Here is a 17,457-nt window from a genome sequence, read left to right on the forward strand (position 1 = left end):
CTTTGTAAGATGCAATTTACTGCCAAGCAGATAAGCGAATTTATAACGGGTACCATAGATGGCGATGAAAATGCACAAGTCGGGGAACTTTCTAAAATAGAAGACGGCAAGCCCGGTTCTTTATGTTTTTTATCCAATCCTAAGTATGAAAATTACTTATATTCCACTAATGCTTCTATCGTCATTGTTAGTGAGGATTTTGTGCCTTCACAGCCCGTAAAGAGTACTTTGGTAAAAGTAGCCGATCCATATAGTGCATTTTCTATCCTTTTGGAAAAGTATAATGAGGTCATTAACCAGACCAATAATAAAGCAGGGATAGAACAGCCTTGTTTCATTCACCCATCCGCTAAAATCGGAAATAATGTATTTATTGCAGCATTCAGCTATATCGCCGAAAACGTTGAGATCGGTGATCACAGCAGGATCATGGCCCAGGTTTATGTAGGCCCGGATTCAAAGATCGGAACAGAATGTACAATTAATCCAGGCGTAAAAATTTATAACAGGACCGTTATTGGAGACCGTGTTTTAATCCATTCCAATTCTGTAATTGGAAGCGATGGATTCGGATTTGCCCCACAACCAGATGGTACCTATTCAAAAATTGCGCAGATTGGAAATGTAGTAATAGAAGATGACGTTGAAATTGGCTCTAATACAACAATAGACCGGGCAACAATGGGCTCAACGTTTATCAGGAAAGGAGTAAAGCTGGATAATCTGATACAGATCGCACACAATGTGGATGTAGGAGAACACAGCGTAGTTGCTGCGCAAACTGGTATTTCCGGAAGTACAAAGCTCGGAGAAAAGTCAACAATAGCCGGTCAGGTAGGCATTGCCGGGCACCTTTCTTTAGCAAAGGGAACTCAAATTGGAGCCCAGGCCGGAATTAATTTTAGTACCACAGAAGAAAATAAACAATGGCACGGCAGCCCGGCTCAGCCGTTAAGAGACTGGATGAGGGCGTCGGTGATCTTTAAACAGTTACCGGCAGTGGAAAAGAGAATAGCAGTACTGGAAAAGACAATTTCAGATCTAAAAGCATTGCTAGAACAAACCAGTAAGTAGATTACAAAAAAATGAACGTTAAGCAAAAAACGATAAAGACCGAAGTTTCAGTTCAAGGTGTTGGCCTGCATACAGGCGCGAATGTTACGCTGACCTTTTGTCCGGCACCAGAAAATCACGGTTTTAAATTTCAAAGAATAGATTTGCCAGGAAGCCCGATTGTTGATGCAGACTGTGATAACGTGACTGATACAGCCAGGGGAACCACCATTTCTCAGAATGGGGCTAGTATAAGCACTGTTGAGCATGTAATGGCATCGCTGGTTGGAATGGACCTGGATAATGTGCTTATGAAGCTTGACGGGCCAGAAACCCCGATCATGGATGGAAGCGCAGTTCAATTTTTAGAGGCACTGGAAAGTGTAGGCGTTCTTCAGCAAGATATCGATAGGGAATATTTTCAGATTCCGCACAACATCACCTATACAGAACCAGACCGTAAAGTGGAAATCGTAGCCATGCCGCTTGATGATTACCGTTTTACCTGTATGATTGATTATAACTCGCCTGTACTTGGAAGTCAGCACGCCGGAATCTCAAGTATTGCCGAATTCAAAAAAGAGATCGCTTCCTGCAGAACATTCTGCTTCTTGCATGAGCTGGAATATCAGCTTCAAAATAACCTGATCAAAGGCGGAGACTTAAACAATGCGATTGTAATTGTTGATAAAGAAGTAACCAGGGATGAATTAGACCATCTGGCCAAGATCTTTAACCGAAGCGCGATTGATGTTGCTCCGCAGGGAATCCTGAACAATATGGAGTTAAGGTATCAGAACGAACCGGCCAGGCATAAATTGTTAGATATGATTGGCGATCTGGCATTGGTTGGCGTACACTTAAAAGGCCACATCATGGCCGCAAGACCTGGCCATGCCGCGAATGTTGCATTTGCCAAAAAGATCAAAGCGGTGATAAAAAAAGAAAAGAACAAAAAGAACCAGCATGTATATGACCCATCCGTAAAGCCGCTTTACGATGTGGTTCAGATCATGGATATTTTGCCGCACAGGCAGCCATTTTTATTCATCGACAAAATCCTGGAACTTTCTAAAACGCACGTAGTTGGCGTTAAGAACGTAACCATGAACGAAGAGTTTTTTAAAGGACACTTTCCCGGAGCCCCGGTATTTCCAGGGGTTATCCAAATAGAGGCAATGGCGCAGACCGGAGGTATTTTGGTACTGAGTACAGTTCCTGATCCAAGAAATTATCTTACCTTGTTTCTAAAGATTGATAACGTCCGTTTTAGAGCTCAGGTTTCTCCGGGTGATACCATTGTTTTCAGATGTGATCTAATGGAGCCAATCAGACGCGGAATCGCACAAATGAAAGGTGTAGGAATGGTAGGAGGAAAAGTCGTTGTTGAAGCAGAAATGATGGCACAAATAGTAAAAGTAAAAGATAGCGAACCCGTAGCATGATACAACCCTTAGCGTATATACACCCCCAGGCACAAATTGCAGATAATGTAGTTATAGAACCATTTGCGGTTATTCATAAAGATGTCGTAATCGGAGAGGGTACCTGGATCGGATCCAATGTAGTGATCATGGATGGAGCAAGGATCGGAAAGAACTGCAGGGTTTTTCCGGGATCAGTGATCTCAGGCGTTCCGCAGGATCTGAAGTTTGCAGGCGAAGTAACCACCGCAGAAATTGGGGACAATACAACCATAAGGGAATGTGTAACCATTAACAGGGGAACCAAAGACAAATGGAAAACGGTTATTGGAAGCAACTGTTTAATCCAGGCCTATTCTCATATTGCACACGATTGTGAAGTTGGTGATTATTGTATATTTTCAAACAGCACCACGTTGGCAGGTCACATTACCATTGGTAACTATGTGGTTTTGGCAGGATTGGTAGCCATACATCAATTTGTAAAAGTTGGGGCACATGCGTTCGTAACAGGAGGCTCACTGGTTCGTAAAGACGTACCACCATATGTAAAGGCAGCAAGAGAGCCGCTTTCATATGCAGGGATCAATTCCGTTGGATTAAGAAGAAGAGGCTTTTCATCAGAAAAGATCAATGAAATTCAGGAGATCTACCGGGTGTTATTTGTTAAGCACAACAATGTAACCAAAGCCCTGGATATGATAGAAGCAGAATTTAAGCCTACAGAGATCCGTGATGAGATTGTAGACTTTATCCGAAACTCAAACAGAGGGGTTATGAAAGGCTTTGGTTCGGGGAGCTAAAATGCGATAAATGACCATTACCCTAGATAATGTTGGCAGAAGGTTTAACCAGGAATGGATCTTTAGAAAAGTAGATCAAAAGTTCAGTCCTGGAGAAAAGTACGCCATTCTGGGTCCTAATGGCTCTGGTAAATCAACCCTTTTAAGCGTTATACTGGGTAATTTATCTGCTTCAGAGGGTAAAATTGAGTACAGATCCGCAGAAATCATTCCAGTGGAAAATATATACCAGCAATTGAGCTTTGCAGCACCATACCTGGATCTGATCGAAGAATTTACACTTCAGGAAACCATCGACTTTCATTTTAAATTTAAAAGCCTGCAGCCAGGATTAGATAAATCCGCTGTATTGGCTTTGCTTGGACTAACCAGGTCGCAGGACAAAGCATTAAAATATTTTTCTTCCGGGATGAAACAGCGTACAAAATTAGCGCTGGCCTGTTGTACAGACACCCCACTCTTATTATTGGATGAGCCAACATCCAATCTGGACAAGCAGGGAGTAGGCTGGTATCATGAACTCATTGAGAAATTTACGGCCAACCGGCTCGTAATAGTCTGCTCAAATCAGGAAATTGAGTATTCCTTTTGTAATCATTTGATCCACGTTACCGATTATAAGTAAGTAGAATTATATTTGCTTCAGTCTAAAACGGGTATTAAAGAGAGATAGACAGGAATAAAAATAAATTTTAAAATCACTATTGTGTAATTAAAAAATAGTTTATACCTTTGCGGCACGAAATGGAGATGCTTAAGTAGGCGCAAAATTTCAATAAAAAATGGCAAAAGCATCAGAAGTAAAAAGTGGCAATATTCTTCGTTTCAATGGAGAATTGGTACAGGTAGAAGAGTTTCTTCACCGTACACCAGGTAACTTACGTGCTTTTTATCAAGCCAAAATGCGCAATATCAAAACCGGGAAACTGGTAGAGTATCGGTTCCGCACAGATGAAGAGGTAACGATTTGTCGTGTAGAAACCAGTGATTATCAATATCTGTATGAAGATGGAGATTTTATGGTTGTGATGGATATTGTGTCATTTGAGCAGTTTAACATTCCAAGAACATTGTTCGGAGAGTCTGTTAAATTTCTTACAGAAGGAATGAATGTGATCATTGCATTTGAAAGTGAAGAGCCGATCATGGCGCAAACACCTTCACATGTAGAGTTGGAAATTACCTACACAGAACCAGCCGTTAAAGGAGATACCTCTACAAACGCGTTGAAATACGCAACTGTTGAAACTGGTGTAGAAATAAAAGTTCCCATGTTTATCAATCAGGGAGATAAGATCAAGGTCGATACACGTACAGGTGATTATATAGAAAGAGTAAAATAAGAATTTTCATAGTTTAGTTTTAGGTTTAGGTTGATTGTGGCTTCGGAGTGGTTCCCGAAGCCATTTTTTTTATATTTGGTCCATCCAATTCCATCATGAAGAAAAACGAGATCAGAAAATCAGCCCTTCAAATGCGCAGCTCCCTATCGGAAGCCGAAATACAGAAACTCAGCAATAAGATATTAGATCAGGTTAAACAGATTGATTTTTCTAACGTCAGCATCCTCCATCTGTTCTTACCAATTGAAGAAAAAAATGAGCCCAATACTTTTTTGATCATAGACTGGCTTACACAAATGCATCCGGCAATTAAAATAATTGTACCCAAATCAGATTTCGATACTGCACTGATGACCAATCATGAGTATATCGGCAGAGCAGATCTCCGGAAAAATATTTACAATATTCTGGAACCTCAAAAATCATTGATCCACAATGGAGAAGTAGACCTTGTCTTTATCCCATTACTGTCATTTGATAAAAGAGGCTATAGAGTAGGCTATGGGAAAGGATTCTATGACCGTTTTCTGGAACACCTCAAAACCCGTAAAATTGGAATATCCTTCTTTAAACCTGTAGATGAAATTGAAGATGTTCATGAACGCGATATCCGGCTCGATGCATGCATTACGCCAGATAAGATCTATCATTTTACAATGGAAACACAGGATTAATACCCTGGTTATTTTGACTTTTCAGGAAATCTGTAATTAAGTATGCAATCACCTTAGCCGTGTTTACATCCTCCCTGCCGTCAACAAGTTTAACAGCACCTTCACAAAGATGCAGGTATGAAAATGACTTGGTTGAATTTAGAATGATCTTTCTGATCTCGTTAAGCGTAAAGCCTGAAGGGCCGCCGCCGCTTGAAAGTACACCGGCAACACTATCCAGATCAATTTCTAAACCAGGAAATTCAAAAGGAGCAATAAAAGAAGTCCAGGTATCCAGGATCGAAGCACTTCCGGTAAGCAGGTCATCAAAAAAAACCGCGCTGATCTCAGGCATCTGATCCATTAATTCGAGCATCCGCTCATTGTTATAGTTCTGCTGCAGACCAAAAACGCCGTATTTGCTCAAAAGCCCATCTCTAAGGGCGTAACTAAAGGCATTGCCGCTATTCCTTCCCAAAGGCACTCTTAGATCGGCATGAGCATCTATATTCAATGTATGGATCGCGTTCTTCCGGGCTTCAGCAATTCCACGGATAATAGGATAGGCATTATTGTGTCCGCCGCCTATAACGATCGGGATTTTTCCCGCTTCAGCAATTTTTGCAATTACGCCATTAACAAGATGATCGAGATCTTCTATTTCTTGCTGTAGTGAACCAATCGTAGGTTCAGGAAGATTAGAACAACCAATATGACCCAAAACCAGCAACTCTTTTCCGGATAAAAAGCGGTTACTCTGAACATTTAATAATGTTTTTAAAGCGGGTTCCCAGGCGGTAGATGTACCTGGTGTGCCGTAATTTGCCCGAACGCCGATATCTTCCGAAATTCCAACCAGTACAAAAGCTGCGGTAGCGTCCGTTAAATGATCCAGGCTGGATATGGTTTGTACGCATTCACCCAGCTTAGTTTCTCCTTCCCGTTGTTTAACCAGGCTAAGCAGGTACTCAGAAGTATAAAGATCCAGGCTGACCATCAATACACCTCCCCATTTAAGATCACCAGGTTTACAAGTGCCTCACCAAAGCTATAGGGCAGATACGCCAATGACGGCATAGGCTTGGTAATGAAAAAATTAGCCCTTTTTCCAATCGAAATACTGCCGGTCTGGTCAGACAGCTGCATCGCTGCGGCACCATTGATCGTAGCTGCGTTGATGGCTTCTTCCGGAAGCATTTTAAGTTTAATGCAGCCAAGAGAGACCACAAAATTCATATTGCCAGACGGGGCAGAACCAGGATTAAGATCAGAGGCAAGTGCAACCGCAACATTTGCATCGATCAAGGCCCTGGCATTTGCAAACGGAATGCCCAGGTAAAAAGAACAGCCGGGTAATAAGGTGGCAATCGTAGTACTTGCGGCCAGGTGTTTAACTACATCTTCGTCCGTAACCTCCAGGTGGTCAACAGAAATCGCATGGTGTTTAACACCAGCCTGTACCCCTCCAGAAAGCGTGAATTGGTTGGCATGGATCTTTGGCGGCAAGCCGTACTTAGCGCCAGCTTCCAGCAGCAATTCCGTTTCATCAGCAGAAAAAAATCCCTGTTCACAAAAAACATCCATATAATCTGCCAGTCCTTCATCAGCTATTTCAGGCAGCATTTTGTGGATGATCAGGTCAATGTATCCGGCATGATTCGTTCTATAAGCTTGCGGATACGTATGAGCAGCTAAAAAGGATGCTTTAACAGGAATAGGAAGTACCTCTTTTAGTTTGCGGATCACACGGAGCATCTTCAGCTCGTTTTCAACGGTTAAACCATAACCACTCTTTATTTCCAAAGCACCGGTACCCTGTTTAATTAGCTCGTGTATCCTCAGTTCCGCATTTTCAAACAACTCCGGTTCCGGGCAGTTCTCCAGTTTAGCCGCAGAATTCAGGATGCCCCCTCCGGCCGCAGTAATCTCTTCATAGCTTTTGCCCTTAATCTTCATCACAAACTCTTCTTCACGGGGGGCAGCGAAAACAGCATGGGTATGCGAATCACACCATGAAGGGAATACGTACCCGCCCTTAGCCGAGCATACATCAAATGATCCGGACGGCAGGCAATCTGCCGTTCCGAAATCAGCAATTAGTCCATTCCGGCATAATATCCATGCATTGGTAAGCACAGGCAGGTCAGCCATGTTTTTGCCGCTGATAACTGAAGTTGTTTTAGGGTGTAAACCAACCAGTGTACCAATATCAGTGATCAAAAGCGCAGGCATACCTAAGGCGTTAATTCCAGCAATACCGGGCAATGATCCGAGTGGATTGCATCAGGTAAAATGGTTACTTTTTTAAGCCGCTCCAGTAAAGGCTGTGTAGCCAGGTGGTAATCAATACGCCAGCCCAGGTTCTTTGCCCTTGAATTTGCCCTGAAACTCCACCAGGTATAATGATGCGGGTCTTTATTGAAATGCCTGAACGTGTCGATAAATCCATTGGTTAAGAACAATTCCATCCATTCCCGTTCTTCAGGAAGGAAGCCCGATGAATTTGCATTGGATTTAGGATTGTGAATGTCTATCGCGGTGTGACAAATGTTATAATCACCAGAAATGATCAGATTGGGATAATCGATTTTTAGATCAGCAATATACGTGTCAAAGAAACGCATAAAATCATACTTTTTAAGCTGTCTCTCGTCCCCGCTTGATCCGGATGGCATATAGAGGCTCATCAAAGAAAACGTGTCAAAATCTGCTCTTAAAATACGGCCTTCCTTATCTATCCATTCCTCACCACAGCCATACTCAACATGGTTTGGTTTTATCCGTGTTAAAATAGCCACCCCGCTATATCCTTTTTTCTCTGCCGGAAACCAGTAATGATGGTATCCAAGCTGCTCAATAAGTACAATAATTTCTGGGATTTGAGAAGGCAATGCTTTAACCTCCTGCAGACAGATCATATCGGCATCAGTTGCTTGCAGCCATCCAAAAAAATTCTTCGTCGAAGCGGAACGGATTCCGTTAACGTTATAAGAAATGATTTTCATTTATAATTTAGTTTGTGTATTCAGTTCTTTTTCCAGTTTTTTTGACTCGCGCTTTTTAAGGATCGTAACGGTCATCACCACATCGGTAACTGGTTTATCCTGGGCTGTAACAACCGAAGCAATTTTATCAACCATTTCTAATCCTTTAACAACTTCCCCATAAACCGTATAATTCCGGTCCAGGTGCGGCGTACCACCAATGGATTTATATACTTCCCGCTGTGATTTTGGAATCTTAAACTTAAGTCTTTTAATTTCCACATCATCCAGCTGCTCATCAGTGAAGGTCTTTCCCTGGACCAGATAAAACTGACTTCCACTGGAGGCCTTTTCCGGGTTGTTGTCCCTTGCCGCTGCCAGAACCCCCTTTTTATGGAAAAGGCTGTCGCGGAATTCTGCAGGTACCGTATAGTTGACCGAATCTTTACCCGCTTTCAGTTTAGGGTCAGGTTTTCTGGAGTCAGGATCTCCGCCCTGGATCATAAAATCTTTGATCACCCGGTGAAAAAGCGTTCCGTCATAAACATGGGCTTTCGCAAGTTTTAAAAAGTTATCACGATGCAGGGGTGTTTCATTATATAGCTTAACGATACACTCACCCATATCTGTTTTTATCCTAACGTACTGATGCTTTGGTTTTGCAGCAAATACCGAAGTAAAGAAAATGCAGAGGATCAAGGTAAACAGGGTCTTCATAAATTCGTACTATTTAGGACTAAGTTAAGTTAAATCTACCTGAATAGAACGTAAAAAAGATCAATTATTTGCCACTCAAAGGTGCCTATGGTATTTTCTGTTGATTGTTTCATATCTTTGTATCTGGGTAACGTACTTTTTACCAGGTACTTTAGCATAAAGAATAGTTAAACCAGATGAAACTACAGCAAAAGATAGCATTAAGCCTGTGTGCTTTTTACCTGATCAGCGTGATCGGGATTGCTATGAATATGCACTATTGCAGCGGGAAACTTTCTTCGGTCCGCTTTACAGAAACCGCTAAGTGTGCCGCCTGTAAATCAGAGAAAACAGTCAAAGGAACCCACGATTGCTGTAAAACTACTGAAATTGATGCAAAGGTTAAAGACAGTCATGAACCTGGATCTAAGATCAGGCTTCCGTTTAACTTTAGTATTGAATTATTTATAGCCCCCTTTGTCTTTGAATTATTTAAAGATCTGCTGCCAAATCTATTCAGTAAAGCAGAAAATAAAGCGCCCCCCCTTTCATCAATTATTTCCCTTCACGTTTACAATTGCGTTTTCAGAAATTAAGATCAGTAATAATTTTAGCGAACAATTACGGGATATAGTCTTGTAATGGCATTATTTTATTCACGATTTAAAATTTTACAGATGAAAACCATCTTCAAATATCTAAGTATATTTATCATACTTTTAATTACAAAAGCAGCCTCCGCTCAGCAAATATCTTCAGCAGAATTACAGGTAACCGGCTTAACATGTTCCATGTGCTCACAGGCAACCGAAAAATCATTGAGAACATTAGACTTTATTGAATCTATTAAACCAGACCTCAATAAGAACCTTTTTGCAATCAGCTTCAAAAAGGGTAAAACGGTAAATATGGATTTGATCCGGAAAAAGGTTCAGGATGCAGGCTTTTCTATTGGAAACCTCAGCGCTGTATTTAATTTTGACAACCTTAAAGTAGATAACAACGGACAGGCAATGGTTGGAAATGCCGTTTACAAAGTGCTGAATGCGAAGAGCAAGACCCTAAACGGAGAGGTAAAAGTAAATGTGGTCGATAAGAACTTCATTTCAGGATCAGCCTTTAAGCAAAAATCAAATCAGTTTAAGGAAGATAGCTATGCAACAGGATTTGGAACAGTAAATGGTAAAAAGACCAGGATCTACCATTTAACCATTTAGCGGCTAATGAAGTTTTTATATTTTTTAGCTGCATTGGTTATAGGAACCAGTGCAGCTAAATCGCAGGAGCTGTATATCTTTACAGAGCCTGCAAGCAATATGCCCGCTAAATCCATCGGGGTCAGACTAACGAACGAAGGCATGTTCAGTTCGGGATATAACAGCAGGACCATACCAGAGGTGATGTTTGGTTTTAATAAAAACCTGATGGGGCATGCACAGGGCTTTTTCTCAGACATGGATGGCCGTTACAAACTGGAGGGAGGAAGCCTGTATGCCAAATACCGCGTGCTTTCAATAGATAATTTAAAAAGCCATTTTCGGGCAGCCCTTTTTGCAAGGGTCAGCAGCAGCAGCCGGCCAACATACACGGAAGATATCAACCTGGAGGGAGACAACAGTGGCTTTCAAACCGGCTTAATCGTTACCCAATTGCTGCATAAGCTTGCCTTGTCAGGAACCCTGAGTTATGCAAAAGCATTTGAAGATCGCGAAAAGCAAATCGCAGAAATGCCTCAGCCCGATCAAATGCTTGGCTACAGTGTATCATCCGGGTATTTGCTTTTACCGTTTGTATATAAGGACTATGGACAGCCAAACCTTAATCTTTATTTTGAGGTGCTTGGAAAAACAAACCCGGTCAATGGAAGATCGTATGTAGATCTTGCCCCGGCAGTACAAGTGGTGTTGAATAGCAGGACCCGGATTGATCTTGGATACCGGTTTGAGGTTGCAGGAAATATGGCACACCGGTATACCAGAAATATGTACCTGGCGCGTGTAGAGTTTAATTTTTTTAATGTTTTGAAATAATACAGCCATTCATTTCTTATCATACATCAATGAACACGCTTTTTATTCGTTCTATATTTGTAAATCAAAACTCAAAAAATATGAAAAGATTATTTTTATTCCTGGTTGCCGTTTCAATCAGTGCAGCGTCATTCGCTCAAACTAAATGGACTGTAGATCCAATGCACTCTTTTGTGAACTTCTCCGTAAAACATATGGGAATTTCTTTTGTAGATGGTTCATTCAAAAAATTTGATGGAACGGTTACAGCAGCAAAACCTGATTTAACAGATGCAGCAATTAGCTTCACGGTGGATGTAAACAGCATCAGTACCAGTGTTGAGCCACGCGACAAGCATTTAAAAACAGATGATTTTTTCAATGCTGAAGCTTACCCAACCATGAAATTTGAAAGTACTTCTTTCAAAAAATTAAAAGGCGATACTTATGAACTAAATGGAAAATTAACCATTCGTGACGTAACTAAAGACGTTAAGTTCAGCGTAGTATTTGGTGGAACAGCTAAAGATCAGCAAGGAAATTCAAAAGCCGGATTTGCAGCAACAACAACCATCAACAGGTTAGATTACAACATTAAATACGATCCAACAGGAATGGGCGTAGCTAAAGATGTAAAGATCACCTTGAACCTGGAATTTGCACAAGCAAAATAAATAAAATTTCGAAGGTCCGGGATTCAGTTTCCGGATCTTTATCATTTTAATTAATTGCCGCCTTTATTACCAAATCCATAATTCCAACCCATATGTCAAACCTGTCTCAATTTAAAACATTTACGGGAAATCTTCCGGTTCAGGAAAACCTCATGCCTGTATTGTTTATTGGCCATGGCTCTCCTATGAATGGAATTGAAGACAATGAGTTTAGTGCAACCTGGGCTAAAATGGCTCAGGATATTCCAACACCAACAGCGGTGCTTGTCGTCTCTGCCCACTGGTTTACCAGGGGCACGCACATCACGTCTATGGATTTCCCCCAGACCATTCATGATTTTGGAGGTTTTCCTAAAGAACTTTTCGATGTCGTATATCCGGCACCCGGAAGTCCGGATCTTGCCGCAGAAACAGCCAGCCTGATCCATACAACCACCCTGGGTTTAGATCACGATTGGGGCCTGGATCATGGAGCCTGGACCGTAGTACGTCATATGTATCCGCAGGCAAATATTCCAGTACTGCAATTGAGCATTGATTATACCAAAGATGCCGAATATCATTATGAGTTAGCCAAAGAGATCTATCAGCTGCGCAGAAAAGGAGTGCTGATCCTTGGCAGCGGAAATATGGTACACAATCTTCGCATCATGAATTGGGAAATGATCCACGGCGGTGGCTATGACTGGGCGTTACAAATAAACGATACCTTCAAGAGCCTGATCTTAAATAACGATCATAAACCGCTAATGTCCTATCAAACACTTGGAAAAGAAGCCTTACTGGCCATTCCAACACCAGAACACTATCTGCCATTGATGTATACACTGGGCTTAAAAGGAGCGCATGAACACGTGTCTTTGTTTAACGATAAGGCAATTGGAGGTTCATTAACCATGACATCGGTACGCGTCGGTTAAGTTTCACTTTAAAACCGCATCTTTTTATACATTATAAACTGATTATTACTTGCTTTTATATGTTAAAATAAGTTAAACAAATTTATTCTTAACAGATTTCGTATTTAATTGAAATCCAATTGTGGATATTGCATCTATAAATAAATGTACAAAATGAAAAGGGGATTTTTACTCGTTGCAGCAGGAATACTATTGGCACAAGTGGGGAGTGCCCAAACTATAAAAACCGGGGTTTTGGTCATTGGAAATGGTAACAGCGCCGTTGGGGCAGCAATCCAGTCTTCAGTTTCAGGCGTTAAAACGGTCATACTAATGAAAGAAGCAGGTTTTGAGAGCCCTCCTTTCTCAAACGGACAGGTGTCAGGTTTGGCTGCCGACCTTTTAAAAAGAAAGCAAGCATCCCCTTCATCCAACATCAATGACGTATTGAAAATCTGGACAGACAGCCTTAAAAACTTAACCGTAATTAAGAATACGCCCTTTACAAAACTAAAAAGATCAGGAAGTGGCTGGAGTGTTCAGTTAAGCAATGGAAAGAGCATTAAAGCACAAGTATTGATCCATGCCGACAGATCCGGATCAGTAGATGCGGCGTTACAGCTTCAAAAGGTACAGCAACAATGGGAAACACTAAATTATGAAACCAATACCTACAGAACCAGCATCGCTGCGGGAACAGGGTCAAATGGAACAGGTACAACTATTCTTTCCTTATATCAGCTGTTTCTGCCCGATCAGGAAAACCTGATTGTATTAAATACCGAAAGCCAAAGCATTACAGCCGGTCAGGCAGCAGGCGCAACGGCAGCCTATGCTGTATTCTTTAAGGCTAAAACATCGAAATCCAATTTAAAGACCATTCAGGGAGAACTCATCAATTATAAGCTTTCGGTAATGCCATTTACAGATGTTAGTAGCCTGGATAGTAACTGGAAATCCATCCAGTTCATTGGACTATCCGGGTTTTTAAAGGCAGACCTTTCAAGTGCTGATCGCGGTGAGAGCGTTAAGAGCATTAAGAGCACAGAAAATAACGGACAGGCTACAGCGATATTTGGACCCGATAAACTCGTTTCGGCAGCGGAGATTGCACCAACAGTAAAAGAATATTACTATAAAGCCCAGATTTGGTTTGATGACTATAAGCAGTCAGATATGACAATTGGTGCTACACTGGGCCTCATTTGTTTTGTTGGAAATAAATCACTGGAAAACACCAGGAACGAAGTGATTAAAAAGTGGGGTACTGTGTATCACTTCAAAACTGCTTTCGACGAGAAAAGAAGCATCAGCAGAAGGGAGTTTTCTGTATTGGTTAATGAATATTTGAAACCGTTTAATGTGAACATAGACAACCGGGGAAGAGTGCTCAGATAGGCTCTGTAACATTTATAACACCTACAGTTCCTGTGGTTTAGGTACGTGCTTTTTTCTATAAATTGCACCATAACCTAAACATAATGAAGAAATTCTACTTTTTTAACCTCTTTTTTCTGCTCTTTGTATGCAGGTCTTTTGCACAGGGCCAGCAGGATTATAGCACAAATGCAATTCTGGCCCAAAGAGTTAAGGCCCTCTCAGAAAAATACCCGCAATGGGTTAAATCCAAATCTTTAACACAAACGGCAGGCGGAAAAGAAATTTGGATGCTTACCATCGGCTCCGGTAAAACAGAGACAAAGCCTGCCATTGCTGTGGTTGGTGGTGTGGAAGGCAAGCACCTCTTAGGCGTGGAAATGGCAATTGGCTTTGCTGAGAAATTGATGTCGGGTATAGCAACAGACAGTATAAAAACATTGCTTACCCAACAAACGTATTATGTTTTTCCAAACATGAGTCCCGATGCCACAGAACAATACTTTGCTAAGGTTAAAAATGAACGCAGCGGTAACGCCATAAAAACAGATGATGACCGCGATGGCAGCCTTGATGAAGACGATGCAGATGATCTGGATGGCAATGGAAAGATCACCTGGATGCGGATTTTGGACCCAACAGGTAAATACAAACTTAATCCGGATGACCCAAGGTCGTTATTAACAGCTGATGCAGCAAAAGCAGAAAGTGGTACGTACCGTCTGTTGCCAGAAGGTATAGATAACGATAAAGACGGCACATTCAATGAAGATGGCGCAGGAGGGGTACATTTCAACAAAAACTCAAGTTATAATTTTAAGGCCTTTATTCCCGGAGCAGGAGAATATGCTGTTTCTGAGAAAGAGAACAGGGCGCTGTTTGATTTTCTTTTTGACGCGTTTAACGTCTATGCCGTGGTTACTTTTGGTCCGGTAAATAATCTTTCTGCCCCGGTACAGTTCAATCCGTCAGGAATAGCCAAGCGGATCATAACAAGCTGGTATGATGCTGATGCAAAAACAAACGCATTGGTGTCTGAACGCTATAATAAAATAACAAAAACCAAAGATGCTCCAAAGACACAAGCAGAAAATGGTGATTTTTCTCAATGGGCCTATTTTCATTACGGCCGTTTGAGTTTCAGTACGCCAGGATGGTGGGTGCCTAAAACAATGCCGGATTCTGCACGTAAACAAAAAAAGTTTACCAATGAAGATCCAATCCCTAATTATTTGAGATGGGCAGAAGGACAGGGCATCACCAATACGTTTACGCCATGGAAAGCAGTTGCTCATCCCGACTTTCCCGGTCAAACGGTAGAAGTTGGGGGTATAGATCCATTTGTTTTAATAAACCCTCCTTATAAAATGGTGGATGCTATTGTTGCAAAACATACCGATTTCCTGGTTGCACTTGCAGATATGGCCCCTAAGCTTGACTTTATTAATCTTCAAACAGAAAAAGTCTCAGATGGGCTGACCAGGGTTACCGTAAAAATATTAAATGGAGGAGACTTGTCAACCTATACCAATGTTGGCGACCGCAGTTATTTCTTAAAGAAAATAACTTTAAAAGTAAATACCAATGCCAGTCAGACGGTAGTAAGCGGACGTAAAACGCAGACCATAGAGAGTATTCAGGGTAAGGATTTTAAAGAGTTTACCTGGCTAATCAAAGGAAGCGGCAAGGTCACCCTTGAAGCAGGAAGTCCAACAACAGGCAGTAAATCTATTTCGGTAACACTTTAATCAGAACATGACAATGAGAATCAAAAATACCATTCTTCTGGCTGCGGCGATTTTATGTGCCGGAGTCTTAAAAGCACAAAAGCCGGAAAATATTCTGGCAGCAGTAGGTACGCCGCCAAACCCTAAAGTCCAGGTAAGCTGGAACCGTTATAATGACTATGCTGCCATTACAGACATCTGTAAAAAAATTGCAGCAGCACATCCAGACCTGGTTAAAATAGAGTCAATGGGTAAATCCTTTCAGGGAAAAGACCTTTGGGTAATGACCATCACCGATACTAAAGTTGGTCTTGCTGATAAAAAACCAGCCATGTACATAGATGGTAACATTCACTCCAATGAGATCCAGGGAAGTGAATTTGCATTGTATACCGCATGGTACCTGGCAGAAATGTATGCTTCCGGTAACAAAGCCATACAATCATTACTGGGCGAAAAAACATTTTATATCGCACCAACAATAAACCCGGATGCACGGGATAATTTTATCCATGCTGCAAATACGGCACACTCTCCACGAACCGGCCTCATCCCAATAGACAATGACAGGGACGGGTCAACAAATGAAGATGGTTTCGATGATCTTGATGGAGACGGTCATATTGTGATGATGCGCCGTAAAAATGTAAACGGCCGTTATAAGGCAGATCCGGCAGATCCACGGAGAATGATCATGATCAGCAATGAAGAAAAAGGGGAATATGAATTGCTTGGCTCTGAAGGTATAGATAATGATGGTGATGGTTTTGTGAATGAAGATGGAGAAGGCGCTTATGATCCCAACCGGGATTGGGGCTGGAACTGGCAGCCAAACTATATTCAAAACGGAGCCTATAAATATCCTTTTTCTCTGCCGGAGAACCGGGCTATTGTCGATTTTGTGATGAAACATCCTAACATTGCTGCAGCACAGTCTTACCATAATAATGGAGGGATGATCTTAAGGGGGCCGGGAGCACTGGAAGATGTAGATACTTATAATGCACTGGACGTAAGGGTATACGATGCCCTGGGAAAAAAAGGAGAAGAGATGCTGCCCGGATACAAATACCTGGTGGTTTATAAAGACCTGTATTCTGTTTTTGGCGGTGAACTGGATTGGTTTTATGGAGGACGTGGAATTTATACATTTTCAAACGAGCTGTGGACCGGCTATTCCATGTATAATAAAACAGATGGCGAAGACAGCCAAAATCAGTTGTATACGTTCGATAAAGACCTGCTGATGAAGGATGCCTTTATAGACTGGCACCCTTACAAACATCCCATGTATGGGGATATTGAGATCGGTGGATTTAAAAAGACCTATACCCGCCTGCATCCCGGCTTTTTGCTGGAAAGCGATGCACACCGAAATATGGCATTTAGTATTTATCATGCATATAATACACCTAAGCTAAACGTTACCGAGATTGAAGTAAAAGATATTGGTGGCGGGCTATCACAAGTCACAGCAATAGTAACCAATGACCGGATGATCCCTACGCATTCCAGCCAGGACGTAAAGAATAACATCGAAACACCAGATCTTATTTCGTTAACCGGTGGGACCGTTGTTGCAGGTATGATCGTAACCAACCGGGATATGAACTTTACCACAGAGCAAAAACTGGATCCTGCACGCATCCGGATCAATAATATCCCTGGAAATGGATATGTAACGGTTCGCTGGCTGGTAAAAGGAGGAACTAAATTTACGGTCAATGTGAGCAGTAAAAAAGGGGGAACAGCAACTAAAACCAATTAGACATACCATTCAACTTAATAGATCCATCATCTTTACCAAACAAACTA

The 17,457-nt window shown here is 41.6% G+C and carries 18 protein-coding genes; 14 read left to right on the forward strand and 4 right to left on the reverse strand.

Going from position 1 to position 17,457, the window contains the following annotated elements; genetic code table 11:
* Positions 1-9: 9 nt before the first annotated feature.
* The 6 genes from lpxD to ATK78_RS08490 all read left to right on the forward strand — a co-directional run bounded on the left by lpxD (position 10) and on the right by ATK78_RS08490 (position 5,297).
* Positions 10-1,074: a UDP-3-O-(3-hydroxymyristoyl)glucosamine N-acyltransferase gene (lpxD, locus tag ATK78_RS08465; protein WP_133575654.1), complete on the forward strand. Its 1,065-nt coding sequence runs from the start codon at positions 10-12 to the stop codon at positions 1,072-1,074.
* A gap of 11 nt (positions 1,075-1,085) precedes the next feature.
* Positions 1,086-2,498 (forward strand): bifunctional UDP-3-O-[3-hydroxymyristoyl] N-acetylglucosamine deacetylase/3-hydroxyacyl-ACP dehydratase, encoded by a 1,413-nt coding sequence (locus ATK78_RS08470; RefSeq protein ID WP_133575655.1) that lies wholly within the window; start codon positions 1,086-1,088, stop codon positions 2,496-2,498.
* Positions 2,495-3,280, forward strand: a complete 786-nt coding sequence (gene lpxA / locus ATK78_RS08475) for an acyl-ACP--UDP-N-acetylglucosamine O-acyltransferase (RefSeq protein WP_133575656.1) — start codon at positions 2,495-2,497, stop codon at positions 3,278-3,280. Before ATK78_RS08470 ends, lpxA begins: the two co-directional genes overlap by 4 nt.
* A gap of 10 nt (positions 3,281-3,290) precedes the next feature.
* Positions 3,291-3,905 carry an ABC transporter ATP-binding protein gene (locus ATK78_RS08480; RefSeq protein ID WP_133575657.1) on the forward strand — a complete coding sequence of 205 codons (615 nt, stop codon included), beginning with the start codon at positions 3,291-3,293 and terminating at the stop codon, positions 3,903-3,905.
* Between the two features lie 157 nt (positions 3,906-4,062).
* Positions 4,063-4,623 carry an elongation factor P gene (efp, locus tag ATK78_RS08485; protein ID WP_133575658.1) on the forward strand — a complete coding sequence of 187 codons (561 nt, stop codon included), beginning with the start codon at positions 4,063-4,065 and terminating at the stop codon, positions 4,621-4,623.
* A 95-nt stretch (positions 4,624-4,718) separates the two neighbouring features.
* Entirely contained in the window at positions 4,719-5,297 is a 579-nt protein-coding gene (locus ATK78_RS08490; RefSeq protein WP_133575659.1) for a 5-formyltetrahydrofolate cyclo-ligase, read from the forward strand.
* On the opposite strand, the gene ATK78_RS08495 is transcribed toward ATK78_RS08490, so the two are convergent.
* The 4 genes from ATK78_RS08495 to ATK78_RS08510 are packed head-to-tail and all read right to left on the reverse strand — an operon-like array spanning position 5,275 to position 8,977.
* On the reverse strand, positions 5,275-6,273 hold the full coding sequence (locus ATK78_RS08495; RefSeq protein ID WP_133575660.1) for a formimidoylglutamase: 999 nt from the start codon (positions 6,271-6,273) through the stop codon (positions 5,275-5,277). The genes ATK78_RS08490 and ATK78_RS08495 overlap by 23 nt on opposite strands.
* The gene (gene hutI, locus ATK78_RS08500; protein ID WP_133575661.1) at positions 6,273-7,508 is read right to left on the reverse strand and encodes an imidazolonepropionase; all 1,236 of its coding nucleotides are present in this window, start codon (positions 7,506-7,508) and stop codon (positions 6,273-6,275) included. The genes ATK78_RS08495 and hutI overlap by 1 nt, the downstream gene beginning before the upstream one ends.
* Positions 7,509-7,510: 2 nt before the next feature.
* Complete coding sequence (locus ATK78_RS08505) at positions 7,511-8,281, reverse strand: exodeoxyribonuclease III (RefSeq protein WP_133575662.1); 771 nt, start codon at positions 8,279-8,281, stop codon at positions 7,511-7,513.
* Positions 8,282-8,977, reverse strand: coding sequence for a peptidylprolyl isomerase (locus tag ATK78_RS08510; RefSeq protein ID WP_133575663.1), 696 nt, complete (start codon positions 8,975-8,977; stop codon positions 8,282-8,284).
* 176 nt (positions 8,978-9,153) lie between these two features.
* Between ATK78_RS08510 and ATK78_RS08515 the strand changes: the two genes are divergently transcribed.
* The 8 genes from ATK78_RS08515 to ATK78_RS08550 all read left to right on the forward strand — a co-directional run bounded on the left by ATK78_RS08515 (position 9,154) and on the right by ATK78_RS08550 (position 17,410).
* Positions 9,154-9,552 (forward strand): HYC_CC_PP family protein, encoded by a 399-nt coding sequence (locus ATK78_RS08515; RefSeq protein WP_133575664.1) that lies wholly within the window; start codon positions 9,154-9,156, stop codon positions 9,550-9,552.
* 81 nt (positions 9,553-9,633) lie between these two features.
* Positions 9,634-10,173, forward strand: coding sequence for a heavy-metal-associated domain-containing protein (locus tag ATK78_RS08520; RefSeq protein WP_166664851.1), 540 nt, complete (start codon positions 9,634-9,636; stop codon positions 10,171-10,173).
* A gap of 6 nt (positions 10,174-10,179) precedes the next feature.
* Positions 10,180-10,986 carry a hypothetical protein gene (locus tag ATK78_RS08525; protein ID WP_133575666.1) on the forward strand — a complete coding sequence of 269 codons (807 nt, stop codon included), beginning with the start codon at positions 10,180-10,182 and terminating at the stop codon, positions 10,984-10,986.
* 80 nt (positions 10,987-11,066) lie between these two features.
* Complete coding sequence (locus ATK78_RS08530; RefSeq protein WP_133575667.1) at positions 11,067-11,639, forward strand: YceI family protein; 573 nt, start codon at positions 11,067-11,069, stop codon at positions 11,637-11,639.
* 92 nt (positions 11,640-11,731) lie between these two features.
* Positions 11,732-12,559, forward strand: a complete 828-nt coding sequence (ygiD, locus tag ATK78_RS08535; protein WP_133575668.1) for a 4,5-DOPA-extradiol-dioxygenase — start codon at positions 11,732-11,734, stop codon at positions 12,557-12,559.
* 153 nt (positions 12,560-12,712) lie between these two features.
* A complete protein-coding gene (locus ATK78_RS08540; protein WP_133575669.1) occupies positions 12,713-13,936 on the forward strand; it encodes a hypothetical protein in 1,224 nt (407 codons plus the stop codon).
* Positions 13,937-14,019: 83 nt separating this feature from the next.
* Entirely contained in the window at positions 14,020-15,663 is a 1,644-nt protein-coding gene (locus ATK78_RS08545) for a M14 family metallopeptidase (protein WP_133575670.1), read from the forward strand.
* Positions 15,664-15,676: 13 nt separating this feature from the next.
* Positions 15,677-17,410, forward strand: coding sequence for a M14 family metallopeptidase (locus ATK78_RS08550; RefSeq protein ID WP_133575671.1), 1,734 nt, complete (start codon positions 15,677-15,679; stop codon positions 17,408-17,410).
* Positions 17,411-17,457: the final 47 nt, after the last annotated feature.

Origin of the sequence: Pedobacter metabolipauper (assembly GCF_004362715.1) — a bacterium.
Lineage (GTDB): Bacteria > Bacteroidota > Bacteroidia > Sphingobacteriales > Sphingobacteriaceae > Pedobacter > Pedobacter metabolipauper.